General features: G+C 64.1%; 13 protein-coding genes and 1 riboswitch. Of the genes, 6 read left to right on the top strand and 7 right to left on the bottom strand.

Features of this window, described 5'->3' with window-relative positions:
- Positions 1–625: 625 nt before the first annotated feature.
- On the top strand, positions 626–1,489 hold the full coding sequence (locus tag ACFSQT_RS25840; RefSeq protein ID WP_379023449.1) for an RNA polymerase factor sigma-32: 864 nt from the start codon (positions 626–628) through the stop codon (positions 1,487–1,489).
- Between the two features lie 9 nt (positions 1,490–1,498).
- On the opposite strand, the gene ACFSQT_RS25835 is transcribed toward ACFSQT_RS25840, so the two are convergent.
- The 4 genes from ACFSQT_RS25835 to thiB all read right to left on the bottom strand — a co-directional run bounded on the left by ACFSQT_RS25835 (position 1,499) and on the right by thiB (position 6,880).
- Entirely contained in the window at positions 1,499–2,968 is a 1,470-nt protein-coding gene (locus tag ACFSQT_RS25835) for a M48 family metalloprotease (RefSeq protein WP_379023447.1), read from the bottom strand.
- A gap of 258 nt (positions 2,969–3,226) precedes the next feature.
- Entirely contained in the window at positions 3,227–4,006 is a 780-nt protein-coding gene (gene thiQ / locus ACFSQT_RS25830; protein WP_379023445.1) for a thiamine ABC transporter ATP-binding protein, read from the bottom strand.
- Complete coding sequence (gene thiP, locus ACFSQT_RS25825) at positions 3,999–5,624, bottom strand: thiamine/thiamine pyrophosphate ABC transporter permease (protein WP_379023443.1); 1,626 nt, start codon at positions 5,622–5,624, stop codon at positions 3,999–4,001. Before thiP ends, thiQ begins: the two co-directional genes overlap by 8 nt.
- Before the next feature lie 257 nt (positions 5,625–5,881).
- Complete coding sequence (thiB, locus tag ACFSQT_RS25820; protein ID WP_379023441.1) at positions 5,882–6,880, bottom strand: thiamine ABC transporter substrate binding subunit; 999 nt, start codon at positions 6,878–6,880, stop codon at positions 5,882–5,884.
- A 43-nt stretch (positions 6,881–6,923) separates the two neighbouring features.
- Positions 6,924–7,038, bottom strand: a riboswitch (TPP riboswitch).
- Positions 7,039–7,126: 88 nt separating this feature from the next.
- Between thiB and ACFSQT_RS25815 the strand changes: the two genes are divergently transcribed.
- From ACFSQT_RS25815 to ACFSQT_RS25800, 4 genes are all read left to right on the top strand, one after another.
- A complete protein-coding gene (locus tag ACFSQT_RS25815) occupies positions 7,127–7,771 on the top strand; it encodes a thiamine diphosphokinase (protein WP_379023439.1) in 645 nt (214 codons plus the stop codon).
- A gap of 1 nt (position 7,772) precedes the next feature.
- Positions 7,773–9,593, top strand: coding sequence for an ABC-F family ATP-binding cassette domain-containing protein (locus ACFSQT_RS25810; RefSeq protein ID WP_379023437.1), 1,821 nt, complete (start codon positions 7,773–7,775; stop codon positions 9,591–9,593).
- A gap of 85 nt (positions 9,594–9,678) precedes the next feature.
- The gene (locus ACFSQT_RS25805; RefSeq protein ID WP_379023435.1) at positions 9,679–9,921 is read left to right on the top strand and encodes a type II toxin-antitoxin system CcdA family antitoxin; all 243 of its coding nucleotides are present in this window, start codon (positions 9,679–9,681) and stop codon (positions 9,919–9,921) included.
- A complete protein-coding gene (locus ACFSQT_RS25800) occupies positions 9,921–10,220 on the top strand; it encodes a CcdB family protein (protein WP_379023433.1) in 300 nt (99 codons plus the stop codon). The genes ACFSQT_RS25805 and ACFSQT_RS25800 overlap by 1 nt, the downstream gene beginning before the upstream one ends.
- A 26-nt stretch (positions 10,221–10,246) precedes the next feature.
- Here the strand turns inward: ACFSQT_RS25800 and ACFSQT_RS25795 are convergent, their stop codons facing one another.
- Positions 10,247–11,887: a hypothetical protein gene (locus ACFSQT_RS25795; RefSeq protein ID WP_379023431.1), complete on the bottom strand. Its 1,641-nt coding sequence runs from the start codon at positions 11,885–11,887 to the stop codon at positions 10,247–10,249.
- 75 nt (positions 11,888–11,962) lie between these two features.
- Positions 11,963–13,261 carry an adenylosuccinate synthase gene (locus tag ACFSQT_RS25790; protein WP_379023429.1) on the bottom strand — a complete coding sequence of 433 codons (1,299 nt, stop codon included), beginning with the start codon at positions 13,259–13,261 and terminating at the stop codon, positions 11,963–11,965.
- 213 nt (positions 13,262–13,474) lie between these two features.
- Between ACFSQT_RS25790 and ACFSQT_RS25785 the strand changes: the two genes are divergently transcribed.
- Positions 13,475–14,386 carry a DMT family transporter gene (locus ACFSQT_RS25785; protein ID WP_379023427.1) on the top strand — a complete coding sequence of 304 codons (912 nt, stop codon included), beginning with the start codon at positions 13,475–13,477 and terminating at the stop codon, positions 14,384–14,386.
- 46 nt (positions 14,387–14,432) lie between these two features.
- Here ACFSQT_RS25785 and serA read toward each other — a convergent pair whose 3' ends face one another.
- Positions 14,433–16,031 carry a phosphoglycerate dehydrogenase gene (gene serA / locus ACFSQT_RS25780; protein ID WP_379023425.1) on the bottom strand — a complete coding sequence of 533 codons (1,599 nt, stop codon included), beginning with the start codon at positions 16,029–16,031 and terminating at the stop codon, positions 14,433–14,435.
- Positions 16,032–16,135 lie beyond the last annotated feature (104 nt).

The following is a 16,135-nucleotide window of genomic DNA, read 5'->3' as shown; positions in this document are numbered from 1 at the left end:
GCATCTATAATAAGGTATCGATAGAAATGACAAAAATAAGCAAAAATAAAATAACTGCATGATGTTTATGGCTGGGTTGGGGGTGTAAAAAAATGGAGTGAGTGGGAGGGGCATTGGATGTTGCTGGAAAGATGTGCAACAGGCAGAATAAATAAACAAGACGAAAATAAATAAGAAAGAAGACAAGACAAATCCGAAAAAAAATCCAACAAAAAAAGAAAAAAGCAAAAAAAAAAAAAAAAACAAAAAAAAAAGAAAAGAAAAAAAGAAAAAAAAAAAAAAGAAAAAAAAAAAAAAAAAAACTGGTACCGTGTGAGGAAGTTGAACTGGCACCAGGGGAGCCAAGCCGCTAAGCCTGGACGTGGTGTAAAAAAATAAGAACAGGATTTCAAAAACAACCGACTTCTGAAATCAGATTCTCGGAACAACGTTTTTCGGCTGCGTTGAAGCCATCGCCGATCATCGCCGAGATCCCTCAGGCAACACAATCCAGCCGCCAACGGCCACGGAACCATTCCCGGGCATGGCACGTTTTGGATTTTCTAGGGCACGACGCCGCGATTTCAACCCGGGCGCCTGCCAAGTTTGCAAAGTCATCCGCATCGCCTGACCCAGGGAGCGCCTCATGATGGAAGACACGGCAGGACGGATAATGGTCCGCGCGGCAATGAAGGCTCCCTACCTCGAACGTGACGAAGAGCATCGGCTCGCATTGCTCTGGAAAGAGGACAACGACCAGAACGCGCTGCACAGCATCACCGTCGCGCATATGCGGCTGGTCATTTCCATGGCTTCCAAATTCCGCCACTACGGCCTGCCGCTCGGCGACCTGATCCAGGAAGGCCATGTTGGCCTGCTTGAGGCCGCCGCCCGCTTCGAGCCGGAGCGCGAGGTGCGCTTCTCGACTTACGCGACGTGGTGGATCCGCGCCTCGATGCAGGACTACATCCTGCGCAACTGGTCGATCGTGCGCGGCGGCACCAGCTCGGCGCAGAAGGCGCTGTTCTTCAACCTGCGACGCTTGCGCGCGCGGCTGGCCAACGGCACCGAACCGCTGTCCAACGCAACGCTCTATCGTGAAGTGTCGGAGGCACTCGGGGTCTCCGTGGCCGACGTGGCGATGATGGATTCGCGGCTGTCGGCGCCTGATTCCTCGCTCAACATGCCGATTGCCGACGATGCGGGCTCGACCGAGCGGATGGATTTCCTGGTCTCCGACGATCCGCTGCCCGACGAGGTCGTCGGCGACAAGATCGACGTCGCACGCCGCTCGCTGTGGCTGCGGGAAGCGCTTCGCGCGCTCAACGCGCGTGAGCTGAGGATCATCGAGGAGCGCCGGCTGAACGACGAGGGGGCGACGCTGGAAGCGCTCGGCGAGACGCTTGGCATCTCCAAGGAACGTGTCCGCCAGATCGAGGCGCGCGCCATGGAAAAGCTCAAGGTCGCGCTGGTGAAGCAGAACCCGGAATTTATGGCGACTGCCGCCTGAACAGGCACCTTACTTGTCGGTGACGATCTTGACCTTGTCGCCGGCCGAAACCGCGGCCCCCGGCGACAGCGCATTGAGCACCCGGAACAGGTCGAGCTTGCGGTCGACACCAACCATCTGGGCGGACAGCGAACCCATCGTCTGGCCCGGTTGAACGGTGACGACGCGGATATGCAGCGGCTTCAGCGCCGCCTTTTCCGCAGCACTGAGGATGCGGAACGATCCGCTCACCGAACGCGCCACCGTATCCAGCGAGGTGCTGGCCGATGGTGCCGCGGTCAGCAGCCGGTAGACCTGGCCGCCGGCGCGGATCACCGCGATGTCGAACTGCCAGCCTTCGGCGCGGGCATGCGCGGTCGCCGCATCGTTGCCGTTGATCGTTTCCTGCTTGACGCTGCTGTCGTCGAGACCAGCCACCCAGCCGCTGCGGATATAGTCGGTCAGCGCCCGGTTCTTGTCGATGGAGACGCCGTCGAAGCGGATCGCTATGTCGCCCGGGCCGGTTGCGGTCACCGCCGCGGCCGAATTGTCGATGATGAAGCCTTCGGGCACCGAGAAGGACACGCCGAGGCCCGGATGCAGGAAGGTTTCGCCGCGCACATAGCCTTCCTCAGGTGTGTCGCCATAAAGCAGGCCGTCTATACCGGCGAGGAAGGAATCGCGGTCGCGCGTGCCGACGCCGGGCGCGCCGAACTGGCGGGCATGGCGCTGCGCCAGATCGATGCGCTGCGGCGTGTTGGGGTGGGTGGCCAGGAAGTCGAGGCTGGCGTCGGTGGCACCGCTGATCGAGCGGAAATCGGTATAGGCCGACATCGACTGCAGGAAGCGGCCGGCGGCGAAAGGATCGTAGCCGGCTTCGCCGATCGACTTGATGCCGATGGCGTCGGCTTCCAGCTCCTGGTTGCGCGAGAATTGCGCCAGCCTGAGCTTGCCGCGGATCAGCGCCGCCTTGGCGGTCGGGCTGTCGCCGAGGACATCGGAAACCACCTTGGTCGCCAGGCCTTCCTCCGCCTCCAGCTGCTGGCGTTGCAGGCCATGATTGGCGGTGACGTGGCCCATCTCATGCGCGATGACCGCGGCAAGCTCGGCCGAATCATTGGCCAGCGCCAACAGGCCGCGCGTGATGTAGAGATAGCCGCCCGGCAGCGCGAAGGCGTTGACATTGGGCGAATTCAGAATGGTGATGCGGTAGGTCTGCGTCGGGTTGGCCGACACGACGGTCAGGTTGCCGACCACCTTGGCGACCATGCGCTCGAGCTTGGGATCGGAATATTCGCCGCCATAGGTGGCCAGGATGCGCGGATGCTGCGCCTTGGCGAGTTCGGCGAGCTTGCTGTTGGCGGCGACGTTGTCGACCGTGATCGGCTTGTCGGAAGGCTGGAAGCCGGATTCCTGAACCTCGGGAGGCGTGAACATCTGGCAACTCGCCAACGCCACGGCAAGGCCGGCCAGCGCGAGAAAGCGCGCCAGCGGATTCATTCGTAGCCTCTCAACGCCGATCGCCAGAACGGCTTCCTTTCGGGTTCCGGCGCATGACCACGAAAATCGGGGGCGATCTTCGGAAAATATCATGCGCTATCTCAAACTGCTGCAGCATCCGTCGCGCGCCCCTCGGGGCAGGCGGCGGATGCTGCAGGCAAATCACGGCCTGTGCCGGACCAATAAGGCGGACCTAGCCACACTCCTCCGGTCATGGCAAGCAAGCGCCACATCGCCTGGAGCCGGTTTGACCGTAAATTATGTCCGCTTCCGGGCAATATCTCGTGATACGACATCGCCCGCACCGCCGATATAGCGCCGGAACGCTTCCGGACCAGCCCCGGTGAAGAAATCGTCCGCCTTGCCGGTTGCCGTGACCAATCCATTGTCCAGAAACACCATGTCTTGGCCAATGCGGCGGGCATCCTCCGGCTGGTGGGTGACGAACAGCACCGTCATGCCGCGTTCGGCGTGCACTGTGGCGACCAGATCCAGCATGTCGTCGCGCAGCGCCGGGCCGAGCGAGGCGAAGGGTTCGTCGAGCAGGAGCACCGGCCGATCGCGCACCAGAACCCGGGCCAGTGCGACGCGCTGGCGTTCGCCGCCGGAGAGCTCGCGCGGCAGGCGCTTTTCCTTGCCGCCCAGGCCGGTGCGCGCAAGCGCCTCGGCGATCGCGGCGCGGTCCGCTTCGGTCAGCCGCAAGGATGGCGAACGGCCGAGCCCGACATTCTGCTCGACGCAAAGATGGGCGAAGAGATTGTTTTCCTGGAACACCATCGACACCGGCCGCGTCGAAGGCGGCTCAGCGCTGACATCGACCCCGCCGATCAGCACACGGCCCGACCGCGGCGTCTCGAACCCCGCCACCAGGTTGAGCAGCGTCGACTTGCCCGAACCGCTCGGCCCCATGATAGCGGTGATTTTCGACGCGGCGAAATCGACATCGAAAACAAGCGGCGCCTCGCCATAGCTGAACGACACCCGGTCCAGCCGTACCGGAGCGCCCTTTCCAGACCTGCTGGCCGCTCCGTCAGGCATCCCGGTTCTTCTCCCTTCCCAGCCAGTGCGCCGCTAAGATCAACGCGAGACAGACGAGGCCGAGCAGCAGCGCCAGGCCGGCGGCGTCCTGCGTGCGGTAGCTGCCCATGCGCGCCAACAGAAGGTACGGCAATGTCTGCACGGAATCACTGCCGAACAGCGCGATGACGCCGAGGTCGCCGAGCGACAACGCCATGGCGAAGGCAAAGGCGGTGGCGAGCGGCCGCCGTAGCGACGGCCAGTCGACCAGCATCAACCGGTTCCAGCCCGCAATGCCGAGCTGCGCACAGAGCCGTTCGTGACGCTCGCTGGCCGCATCATAGGCGGGACGGACAGCGCGCAGCGCGAACGGCATCGCCATCACCGCGTTGACGGTGACGACCATGACCGGGGCGATGGCAAAGACATCCCCGACACGGCGCAGCAACAGGAACCAGCCGGCGCCGACGACGATCGGCGGCACGACGAGGACAAAACCGGCGCCGGTATCGGCGGCATGCTCGAGTATTGTCCTCGCGCCGGAGCGGCGGTTCAGCTCCAGCCCCCGGCGCGCCATGGTCAGCGCCAGCGACAGCATCACTGAAAGCAGCGCCGACAGGAAGGCGAGCACGGCACTGGTCAGTGTCGCCTGCCGCACGGCGGCCTCGCCGGCCAGCCGGCCGAGATCGGCGCCAAGCCCGGCCATCACAGTGGCCACCATCGGTCCGGCAACGAACAGCAGCGCGAGCGCGATGAGCACGACGTTCAGCCAGGTCTCGACCCCGCTGATTGAGAGATAGCGGCGCGGCGCAACCGGCAGATTGGTGTCGCCGACCACGTTGACGCCAAGCCGCGTCAGCGCCAGCACCACGACAAAGGTCAAGGCGATCTGCAGCAGCGTCAGCGTCACCGCGCGCGCGGGATCGAAATCGAAGCGCAGCGCCTGGTAGATGCCGACTTCGAGCGTCGTCGCGGCCGGCCCGCCGCCAAGCGTCAGCACAATCGTGAACGAGGTAATGCAGAGCATGAAGACAAGCCCGGCTACACCCGGCAACGCCGCGCGCAGCGTCGGCCACTCGATCAGCCGGAACGCCGGTTGTGCCCCCATGCCGAGCTGGCTGGCGAGCCGCCACTGATCGGCGGGAATGGTCTGCAGCGCCTCCAGGAACAGCCGCACGCCGAGCGGCAGGTTGAAGAAGACATGGGCGACGAGGATGCCCGACAGGCCATAGATGCCCGGCCAGCTCCCACCGCCGATCACCGTGAACGCGCCGGCGAAATAGCCGGCACGGCCGTAGAGGGCGAGAATGCCGAGTGCCGCGATGATGGCCGGCAGCGCCAACGGCACGGCGAACAGCTGCAAGATGAAGGCGCGGCCAAAGAAGCGTGGATGCCGCGACAGCGCGCGCGCCACGAGCAGCGCCGGCCCGACCGAAAGCAGCGTCGACAGCGCCGCCTGCCAGAGTGTGAAGCGGACAACGCGAAGCAGATAAGGATCGAAGGCTGCCCAGGCGCCGGAGAAATCGTGAGCGCCTTCGACGAGCAAGCCAGCAAACGCGCCGCCGATCAGCAGCGCGATTGCGGCGAGAGCAATGATGCCGGAGGTGATGCGGGGATCGGCTGGATGGCGCGCGGGCATGTCGCGCTACCCAACTCTGTGGTGGGTGCCAATTGATTGAAATGCTTGGCTAAGGTCGAGCTCCCGCCCACCCCCCTCTGTCCTACCGGACATCTCCCCCGCACGGGGGGAGATCGCGCGCTTCGCCGCCCAGGCCAATTTCCAAAATGGCAGGAATGAGCAAGGCGACAGAGCTATCGATCTCCCTCCTTGCGGGGGAGATGGCCGGCAGGCCAGAGGGGGGTGACTTGGCGCGAACATCTGGCGAAGCTTGAATCCTACTTGCTCATCACCGCCAGCCATTCATCGACCCAGGCCTTGCGATTGGCGGCAACGTCCTCGGGGCTGAACAGCAAGGTCTTGGTCGGCTTGACCAGTTTGTCGAAGGCCGGATTGAGCGGCTTGTCGGTCTTGCCGGATGGGAACATCCAGTTGGTCTCGGGAATGGCATCCTGGAATTTTGGCCCGGTCATGAAGGCCATGAACTTTTCGGCCAGCGGATTCTTGGCCCCTGTCGTGGTGATGCCGGCGACCTCGATCTGCAGATACTCGCCCTCCTCGAACGAGGCCGCCTTGTAGCGGTCGGTGTTCTCGGCGACCATGTGGTAGGCCGGCGACGTCGTGTAGGACAGCACCATCGGCGCCTCGCCCTTGGTGAACAGGCCATAGGCCTCGCTCCAGCCCGGCGTCACCGTCAGCACCCTCGCCTTGAGCTTGGCCCAGGCCTCCGGCGCCTTGTCGCCATAGACCGACTTCACCCACAACAGCAGGCCGAGGCCCGGAGTCGAGGTGCGCGGATCCTGGATGACGATCTTGTCGTCGGGGCTGCCTTCGACCAAGTCCTTTAGGCTCTTGGGCGGGCTCTTCAGCTTTTCGGTGTCGTAGACGACGGCGAAATAGCCATAGTCGAAAGGCACGAAAACGTCGTCGCTCCAGCCGCCCGGCACATTGACATCGGACACCGCGCCATGCGGCGCAAACAGGCCGGTGGCCTTGGCGTCGGCGGTCAGATTGGTGTCGAGGCCGAGCACGATGTCGGCTTTGGTCGAAGCCCCTTCCAGCTTGACGCGGTTGAGCAGCGCGACGCCATCGGCGACCGAGACGAAGTCGACATCGCAGCCGCATTCGGCCTCGAATTCCTTCTTCACCACGGGACCCGGACCCCAGTCGGCGGTGAAGCTCTCATAGGTGTAGATGGTGAGCTTGTCCTTGGCCAAGGCCGGCCCGGACAGGACCACGGCCATTGCTGAGACAAGAGAGTAGAGCAGCGTGCGCATCGGCGCCTCCTTCGTTCGAATTGAAAGGAATTGAGGCGTCGGACTGTCCGAAACGTCTAATCCCTCCGCCGGTACAAACCGGATCAGGTTCAGCGGGTTGGCGAGTTTGCCTCTCAGCCGGTCCGCGAAGATCGCGTCCGGCACCCCGTTAGAGCGTTTCGACACATAGGCCCGGCCGATCAACCGCGCAAGTGGCAGTTTGCCGGCCTTCCGTTTCCCGTGCCGGGCTGGTAAGGGCCACACGATATGTGCACATTCACCATCCTGCTTGGCGGCGATCTCATCCGCACGCCACGGCTCGACCGCCAGGTCGAAGGCTCGCGCGTGATCGCCGCCGATGCCGGGATCGGCCATGCGCGCATGCTGGGCCTTGTCCCGGAACTGTGGGTGGGTGATTTCGATTCAGTGCCGGCCAACCTGCCGGATGACCTCGCCGCGGTGCCGCGCCGGACCTTCCCGACGGAAAAGGACCAGACCGATGGCGAATTGGCCATCGCTGCCGCGCTGGAGCGCGGTGCGACCAGCCTGGTGCTCGCGGGCGCCTTCGGCGGCAAGCGCGCCGACCACGCCTTCCTGCATCTGGCGCTCGCCCTGCGGCTGGCCGAGGCCGGAGCAACGGTGCTTCTGAGCAGCGGCGCGCAGGAAGGCGTCCCGCTGCTGCACGGGAAAGCCGGGTTCGACTATGCCGACGGCACGCTGTTTTCGGTGCTCGGCTTTTCCGATCTTTCCGGCCTCACCGTCACCGGCGCCAAATGGCCGCTCGACCGCGTCAAGGTGGCGTTCGGCTCGTCATTGACCATATCCAACGAGGTCAAGGGTCGCCTCGAAATCATGCTCGGCCATGGCCGCGCATTGCTGCTCGCCCACCCTTATCCACTCCCTGAAAGCTGACATGGCCCCGCCCCTTCTCAATATCGACGGGATAAAACTGACCTTCGGTGGCACGCCGCTGCTCGATGGCGCCGCCTTGACGGCGTCGGCCGGTGACAAGATCGCGCTGGTCGGCCGCAACGGATCGGGCAAGTCGACGCTGCTGAAGATCGCCGCCGGCCTGATCGAGCCACAGGACGGCGAGGTGTTCCGCCAGCCTTCGGCGACCGTCCGCTATTTGCCGCAGATGCCCGACATGGAGGGTTTTGCGACGGTCCGCGCCTATGTCGAGGCGGGGCTTGGCCCTGCCGACGATCCATACCGCGCCAGCTATCTCATGGAGCATCTCGGCCTGTCGGGCGAGGAGCGGCCGAACGATCTTTCCGGGGGCGAGGCCAGGCGCGCCGCCCTCGCCCGCGTCATGGCGCCGGAGCCCGACATCCTGCTTCTTGATGAGCCAACCAACCATCTCGATCTCTCTGTCATCGAATGGCTGGAAGAGGAGCTTAGCCGCACCTCCTCGGCGCTCGTCGTTATCTCGCACGACCGCCGCTTCCTCGAACGCGTCTCGCGCGCCACCATCTGGCTCGATCGTGGCCAGACCCGCAGGCTGGACAAGGGCTTTGGCCATTTCGAGGAATGGCGCGACCTCGTGCTGGAGGAGGAAGAGCGCGAGCAGCACAAGCTCGGCCGCCAGATCGTGCGCGAAGAGCACTGGCTGCGCTATGGCGTGACGGCGCGGCGCAAGCGCAACATGCGCCGGCTGGGTGAACTGCAGACCATGCGCCAGCGCTTCCGCGGCCATCGCGGCGCCGAGGGTTCGGCGACCATGGTGGCCAGCGACGCGGCCGAATCCGGCAAGCTGGTGATCGAGGCGAAGAACATCGAGAAGAGCTTCGGCGATCTGAGCGTGGTCAAGGGGTTTTCGACCCGCATCCAGCGCGGCGACCGCGTCGGCCTGGTCGGGCCGAACGGCGCCGGCAAGACGACGCTGCTGAAGATGCTGACCGGCGAGATGAAGCCCGACGCCGGTTCGATGCGGCTCGGCACCAACCTGGAGATCGCCACGCTCGACCAGAAGCGCGAGGCGGTCGACCCGCAAGAGACGCTTGCGCAATACCTCACCGACGGACGCGGCGAGAACCTCGTCATCAATGGCGAGCAGCGCCATGTCGTCTCCTACATGAAGGATTTCCTGTTCAAGCCCGAGCAGGCGCGCACGCCGGTGCGCGAGCTTTCCGGCGGCGAACGGGCGCGGCTCTTGCTGGCGCGCGTGCTGGCGCGGCCGGCAAACCTTCTGGTGCTCGACGAGCCGACCAACGATCTCGACATGGAGACGCTGGAACTGCTGCAGGAACTGGTCGCCGGCTTTGCCGGCACCGTCATCCTGGTCAGCCACGACCGCGATTTCCTCGACCGCACCGTGACCAGCATCATCGCGCCTGACGGCGGCGGCCGCTGGATCGAATATGCCGGCGGGTATTCGGACATGCTGGCGCAGCGCGGCGGCACCCGGCTCGACGACCGCAAGTCGCGGCCGAAGGCCGAAGCCGGCGAAACCCCGGTAACGGCCAAAAGCGAAGCCGCTGCGCCAAAGGGGCCGGCGAAGAAACTGTCGTTCAAGCAGAAATTCGCGCTGGAATCCCTGCCCAAGAAAATCGAAGCTGTGACGGCTTCAATCTCGAGGCTTGAGAACAACATCGCCGATCCGGCCTATTACGAGCGCGACCCAGCCTCGTTCCAGAAGACCATCGCCGCCCTCGACAAGGAGCGTGCGACGCTGGCCGCGCTGGAGGAAGAATGGCTGGAATTGGAGATGCTGCGCGAGGAGATGGAAGGGTAGGTCGGCGCACGCGCAGGCAGCGCCCCCTGATCATTGCCCCGAAGCAGAAATGCGCATACATTATGCGCATGTTGCGGAGGAGACTATGCGCAAGATTGCCTTGAATGCGATCCGTCAGCCAGCAAATCTGTCGATCGATTCGAACCTCATGAGGGAAGCCAAGGGCCTCGACGTGAATGTCTCGCGCGCCGCGGAGGCTGGTATCGCCGAAGCGGTGGCGGCCGAAAAAACACGGCTGTGGAAACTTGAAAATCGCGCCACCATGGAGGCGTGGAACGACTATGTCGAAAAACACGGCATCCCGCTGGAAGACTCGCGGCAGTTCTGATGGCTCGCTTCGATGTCTTCGCTGGGCGCATCGAAGGCAGCTATTTGCTCGACGTTCAATCCGACTTGCTCGACAATTTCAAGACACGGGTGGTGGTTCCGCTTCTGCCGGCTGCATCGGCGCCGCCGCCGATGCGAAAGCTCCATCCCACCTTCGAAATCAACGGGCGAAAACTGGTCATGGCCACCCATCTGATCGCAACCGTGGCGGCCAGCGAATTGGGTGATAGTCGACTGAACCTGGCCAAGCAGCACGATGTCATCGTCGCCGCCCTCGACATGCTGTTCCAGGGCTTCTGAACAACGGCGGCAGCTACGGCCTTTTCTCAGCCCGCCGTCTTCGCCTGCCAGGCCTTGATCGCCTCGTCGAACACCTTCTCGCCGGGAATGCCCTTTTCCATGGTCAGCAGCGCCCGCCGTCCGGTCTTGTAGACCACCGGCACGTCGATCCAGTCCTGCCCGCGAAGCAAGGTCATGTTGGCGTCCTCATCGGCCTTGGTGTCGTTGAGCGCGACGAGGAAGAAACCGTCGGCGATCTTGGCCGGGATGCCGATCAGCGGGCTGCCGGCATCCTGCTCGGAGCTCTTCATGGCGACGCGCAGGATGTTGTCGACCCCGCCACCTTCGAAGCCGTCGGGCGTCAGGAAGATCATCTCGATGATATGGCTGGCCGGCAGTGTCTGATCGGTGTTGCGGCGGATGGTCATGCGCAACTGGATGTCCTTGCCGGGAATGGTTGCCTCGGCGCGGATTGCCGGCTCCGGCGGCAGCTCGCCACCGGGCGATTCCTGCACCAGCGACCAGACGATGTTGCCGGGCTCCGCCGAACCCTGGGCGGTGCTGGTACGCTCCTCATAGAAGATCGCCTTCTGGCCGACCGGCAGTGCGGTTTGCGCCGGCGCGGCTGCCGGTGCCGGCGGCGTGGCCGATGGGGTCGCGGCACCAGCAGGCGCGGCGGGCGCGGCTCCGGTGGCAGGCGGTGTTGCTGGCGCAGCGCCCGTCGCCGGAGGCGGCGTCACAGCCGGCGCCCCCGCGGCCGGGGTGCCGGCGGCCGGTGCGGACACCGCTGGCGCGTTCGTCGCCGAGGGCGGCGTGGTCAGCGCGGCGACCGACTCACCTTCGCCGATGCCGCTTTGTCCGCCGGCCGGGCCGGGGTCGACTTCACTGCCCTGCGGTGTCAGCCGCTGGGTGAATTTCGTGGCTTCGGTTTCTGTGCCGCCGGCCGCAGGCGCCGGTGCCGGGGCATCGGTTGCCGGCTTGGCCGGCGCCGGCTTCACCGGTTCGGTCTTCGCGACCTTGGTGCTGCCGTCAAGTCCCAGCATCTTGCCGAAGGCGTCCTTGTTCAGCCAGATGCCGTAGCCGCCGCCGGCGACGACCAGCAAGGCCACGACAGCGGCGATCAACCCGCCATAGCTGCGCTTGCGTTCGGCGGGGCGCAGGGGCTGGAAAGTGTCCGGTACCGGCTCTTCATTGCTGGAAAAGACATCGACCCCGTCGTCGGCCTCCTCAGTATCCATTCCCGGAAGGGGCGCGTCTGCGTGAGCAGAAGGCGTGGGTGTCGGCTTTGGCCAGCTTGGCTCGGCCTTGGCGACAGGTGGTGGCGCCGGCCGAGGGGGTTCGGGCTTAGCGAGAGGGGGCGCCGGCCAGGTCGGTTCCGCCTTCGCCGGTTGCCGTGTATGGCTCGGCTGGTTCTTGTTGCGGTCGATCGAGGAAAAGATGTTTTCCAGTTCCGCGAGCGGATCGGTCTCCGGCACGCTCTTGGCATAGTCACGCTCGACACTCGCGATGGCATCTTCCAGGGAGCGTTTCTGCTTGGCTATGACGTCCTGAGACAGCGGCGGCGAAAATTCCGCAAGTTTTTTGACGAATGCGGAACGAGCGCCATCGTAGGTCCGCGTGCGCGTTTCGGGCGTCGGCTCGCCGTATTTGTCGAGCGCCTTTTTCAGAATAGCAACGAAATCTGCCATGCTTCAGTCGACCTGTATTTTGTTTCCGCGCCGGCCCCCGCAAATCAGCCGCGATGCCCGGAAAGGCTTGAGAAACTAGTCTTGAAACGGATCGGTCACAAGTATCGTGTCGTCCCGCTCCGGGCTGGTGGACAGGAGCGCGACCGGGGCGCCGATCAGCTCCTCGATGTAGCGGACATATTTGACGGCCTGGGCCGGCAGATCGTTCCAGCTGCGCGCGCCGGCGGTGGTGCCTTTCCAGCCCTCCAGCGTCTCGTAGACCGGTTCGACGCGTGCCTGCGCGCCCTGGCTGGCTGGCAGATAGTCGATCATCTCGCCATCGAGACGGTAGCCGGTGCAGACCTTGATCTCGTCCAGCCCGTCGAGCACGTCGAGCTTGGTCAGCGCGATGCCCTTGATACCGTTGACGGCGACGGCCTGGCGCACCAGCACCGCGTCGAACCAGCCGCAGCGGCGCTTGCGGCCGGTGACGACGCCGAACTCATGGCCGCGCGTGCCGAGGAACTCGCCGATCTCGTTCTTCTGCTCGGTCGGGAACGGGCCCTCGCCGACGCGCGTCGTGTAGGCCTTGGTGATGCCTAAGACATAGCCGATGGCGCCCGGGCCGACGCCGGAGCCGGCGGCCGCCTGGCCGGCAACCGTGTTCGACGAGGTGACGAACGGATAGGTGCCGTGGTCGATATCGAGCAGCGTGCCTTGCGCGCCCTCGAACAGGATGCGCTCGCCGGCGCGGCGCTTGTCGTCGAGGATCTTCCAGACCCGGTCCATATAGGGCAGGATCTCGGTCGCTACCGAGGTCAGCTCATGCATGATGGCGTCATGCGTGACTTCGGCATGGCCAAGCCCCCGACGCAGCGCATTGTGGTGCGTCAGCAGCCTGTCGACCTTCAAGGGCAGCGTTTCCAAATCCGCCAAATCCATCACCCTGACCGCGCGCCGGCCCACCTTGTCTTCATAGGCCGGGCCGATGCCGCGACGGGTCGTGCCAATCTTCGTTCCTGAGTTGGAGGCGGCGTCCTCGCGGAATCCGTCCAATTCCCGGTGCAGTGACAGGATAAGCGCTGTGTTTTCGGCTATTTTCAGGCGATCCGGCGTCACTTCGACACCCTGCGCCTTGAGCTTTGCCACCTCGGCGACGAAAGCATGCGGGTCGAAAACAACGCCATTGCCGATGATGGACAGCTTGCCCTGGCGCACGACACCGGACGGAAGCAACGACAATTTGTAGACCTTGCCGTCGACGACCAGCGTGTGACCGGCATTGTGGCCACCCTGGAAACGCACCACGACATCGGCACGCTCCGACAGCCAGTCGACGATCTTGCCCTTGCCTTCGTCGCCCCACTGCGAGCCGACGACCACCACATTGGCCATGTTTCTTTTCCCTTGAGACGCCGCCGAGCGGCTTGAATATGGTTCGAAACGACAGGCCTCTATAGCGTCAAGACCTCGTGAGCGCGACCTTTCTTTGCCGCCAAAAATGCGCTGAGGCACAACAATTTTCGGCTTTGACATCATTTACTTGGGCGAACGGGGGCAATAGGCCGGCAAACACCGCAGCTCACCTCTGGCGGCCGGAATTCCGCGATGCATCGAAGCGCCTACATATTCCTGCTTCTTACCACCTTGCTGTGGGGCGGCAATTCGGTGGCCGGCAAGCTGGCGGTCGGCCACGTCTCGCCAATGACGCTCGTCTTCCTGCGCTGGGTGCTGGCCGTCGCAATCATGCTGCCCATCGGCTGGAAGACGATACGCAAGGACTGGCCGGTGGTGCGCAAGCACTGGCTCGTGCTGGCGGCCCTCGGCGCCAGCGGCTTCACCTTGTTCAACACGATCTTCTACACGGCGCTCAACCACACGACGGCGATCAACGTCTCGATCGAACAGGCGGCAATGCCGATCCTGATCATCGTCGCCAATTTCGTCTTCTTCCGCTTGCGCGTGAACTGGGCGCAGATTGCCGGCGTCGCGCTGACCGTCGCCGGCGTGATCCTGACCGCCTGCCACGGCGACCCGCGCCGGCTGTTGACGCTGGAACTCAATTTCGGCGACGCCATCATGCTGGTCGCGGTGTTTCTCTACAGTGGCTACTCGGTCGGACTGCGGCTGAAGCCGGTGATGCACTGGCAGAGCCTGATGCTGGCCCTGTCGGTTGCGGCACTCGTCACCGCGCTGCCCTTCTTCCTGTGGGAGGTCGCCGCCGGCAAGGTCATCGTGCCCGACGCGCGCGGCTGGGCGGTCATCGTCTATACCGCGATCGGCGCCTCGGTCGCCTCGCAGATATTCTACATCAGGGGCAACGAGTTGATCGGCGCCAACCGCGCCGGCCTGTTCATCAATCTGGTGCCGATCTTCGGCACTCTGCTTTCGGTGCTGATCGTCGGCGAGACGTTCCAGCTCTACCAGGCGCTGGCTCTGGTGCTTGTGCTGGGCGGCATCGGGCTTGCCGAAAACAGCGGGCGCAAGACGGCGATCCTGCCTTCAGCCAGGACGCGCTGAACAAAAAAGGCGCGGACCAGGCCGCGCCTTTCGATCTTTCACAGGCTCACATCGCGTTGACGTCGAAGTGCAGCCGCTTGGCCGAGTCGATCGACTTGTGCGCCTTGACCTGCTCCAGCACAGTCTCCGGGAACGGTGCATCGAGATAGAGCAGCGCAATCGCATCGCCGCCCGGCCGGTTGCGGCCAAGCTGGAAGTTGGCGATGTTGACGCCGTTCTCACCGCACACCGTGCCCAGCAGGCCGATGATGCCCGGCGCGTCGGCATTGGTGGTGTAGAGCATGTGCTGGCCGACCTCGGCGTCGAGATTGATGCCCTTGATCTGGATGAAGCGCGGCTTGCCATCGGAGAAGCAGGTGCCGGCGATCGAGCGTGTCTTGTGCTCGGTCTTGACCGTCAGCTTGATGTAGCCGTCGAACACGCCCGACTTGTCGCGCTTGACCTCGGCGACGATGATGCCGCGCTCCTTCACCATGATCGGCGCCGACACCATGTTGACGTCGGAGACCTGCGGCCGGATCAGCCCTGCAAGCGTGGCGCTGATCAGCGCGCGCGTGTTCATCGTCGCGGTCGAGCCGTCGAACAGGATCTCGACCTCCGTGATCGGGTCTTCGGTGACCTGGCCGACAAAGGCGCCGAGCACTTCGGCGAGCTTGACGAAGGGCTTCAGCCGCGGCGCTTCCTCGGCGGTGATCGACGGCATGTTGATGGCGTTCGAGACGGCGCCCTTGATCAGGTAGTCGGCCATCTGTTCGGCGACCTGCAGGGCGACATTCTCCTGCGCTTCCGCCGTCGAGGCGCCGAGATGCGGCGTCGCCACCACGTTCTCCATGCCGAACAAGGCGTTCTGCTCGGCCGGCTCGACCTCGAACACGTCGATGCCGGCACCCGCCACCTTGCCGCTCTTCAGCGCCGCGATCAGGTCGGCCTCGACGATCAGCCCGCCACGCGCGCAGTTGATGATACGCACGCCGTTCTTCATCTTGGCGATCGCCGCGGCGTCGATGATGTTGCGCGTCTTGTCGGTCAGCGGCGTGTGCAGCGTGATGAAGTCGGCGCGGGCGAAGAGCTCGTCCAGTTCGACCCTGTCGACGCCGAGTTCCTCGGCACGTTTATCCGACAGGAACGGGTCGAAGGCGATGACGTGCATCTTCAAGCCGACGCCGCGCGTGGCGACGATCGAGCCGATGTTGCCGCAGCCGATGATGCCCAGCGTCTTGCCGGTGATCTCGACGCCCATGAAGCGGTTCTTCTCCCATTTGCCGGCATGGGTCGAGGCATTGGCTTCCGGGATCTGGCGGGCCAGCGCGAAGATCATCGCCACCGCGTGTTCGGCGGTGGTGATCGAGTTGCCGAAGGGCGTGTTCATCACGATGATGCCCTTGCGGCTCGCCGCCGGGATGTCGACATTGTCGACGCCGATCCCGGCACGCCCGATGACCTTGAGATTGGTGGCCGCGTTGATCAGCTTTTCGGTGACCTTGGTCGCCGAGCGGATGGCGAGGCCATCATACTGGCCGATCACTTCGGCGAGCTTTTCCTTGTCCTTGCCGAGATCGGGCAGGTAGTCGACCTCGACGCCGCGATCCTTGAAGATCTGCACGGCAGTGGGAGAGAGTTTGTCCGAGACGAGAACGCGAGGCATGCATTTGATCCTTTGCGATTGGCGTCCCTCCCGCTTGAGGGAGGGGCGGCGCGGTGCGCCGGGATGAGGTTGTTGCGGCCGGATGCGGCCAAATCTTCTGGATG

This window comes from Mesorhizobium calcicola (assembly GCF_042682105.1).
Lineage (GTDB): Bacteria > Pseudomonadota > Alphaproteobacteria > Rhizobiales > Rhizobiaceae > Mesorhizobium > Mesorhizobium calcicola.
This window is presented reverse-complemented; position numbering and strand designations above follow the sequence as displayed.

What these genes read in the sequence shown, in the direction of transcription:
- thiB (WP_379023441.1), bottom strand. Translation starts at nt 6,880, where the DNA reads ATGCGCACGCTGCTCTACTCTCTTGTCTCAGCAATGGCCGTGGTCCTG.
- serA (WP_379023425.1), bottom strand. Translation starts at nt 16,031, where the DNA reads ATGCCTCGCGTTCTCGTCTCGGACAAACTCTCTCCCACTGCCGTGCAG.
- ACFSQT_RS25810 (WP_379023437.1), top strand. Translation starts at nt 7,773, where the DNA reads ATGGCCCCGCCCCTTCTCAATATCGACGGGATAAAACTGACCTTCGGT.
- ACFSQT_RS25790 (WP_379023429.1), bottom strand. Translation starts at nt 13,261, where the DNA reads ATGGCCAATGTGGTGGTCGTCGGCTCGCAGTGGGGCGACGAAGGCAAG.
- ACFSQT_RS25840 (WP_379023449.1), top strand. Translation starts at nt 626, where the DNA reads ATGATGGAAGACACGGCAGGACGGATAATGGTCCGCGCGGCAATGAAG.
- thiQ (WP_379023445.1), bottom strand. Translation starts at nt 4,006, where the DNA reads ATGCCTGACGGAGCGGCCAGCAGGTCTGGAAAGGGCGCTCCGGTACGG.
- ACFSQT_RS25835 (WP_379023447.1), bottom strand. Translation starts at nt 2,968, where the DNA reads ATGAATCCGCTGGCGCGCTTTCTCGCGCTGGCCGGCCTTGCCGTGGCG.
- ACFSQT_RS25785 (WP_379023427.1), top strand. Translation starts at nt 13,475, where the DNA reads ATGCATCGAAGCGCCTACATATTCCTGCTTCTTACCACCTTGCTGTGG.
- thiP (WP_379023443.1), bottom strand. Translation starts at nt 5,624, where the DNA reads ATGCCCGCGCGCCATCCAGCCGATCCCCGCATCACCTCCGGCATCATT.
- ACFSQT_RS25800 (WP_379023433.1), top strand. Translation starts at nt 9,921, where the DNA reads ATGGCTCGCTTCGATGTCTTCGCTGGGCGCATCGAAGGCAGCTATTTG.
- ACFSQT_RS25805 (WP_379023435.1), top strand. Translation starts at nt 9,679, where the DNA reads ATGCGCAAGATTGCCTTGAATGCGATCCGTCAGCCAGCAAATCTGTCG.
- ACFSQT_RS25815 (WP_379023439.1), top strand. Translation starts at nt 7,127, where the DNA reads ATGTGCACATTCACCATCCTGCTTGGCGGCGATCTCATCCGCACGCCA.
- ACFSQT_RS25795 (WP_379023431.1), bottom strand. Translation starts at nt 11,887, where the DNA reads ATGGCAGATTTCGTTGCTATTCTGAAAAAGGCGCTCGACAAATACGGC.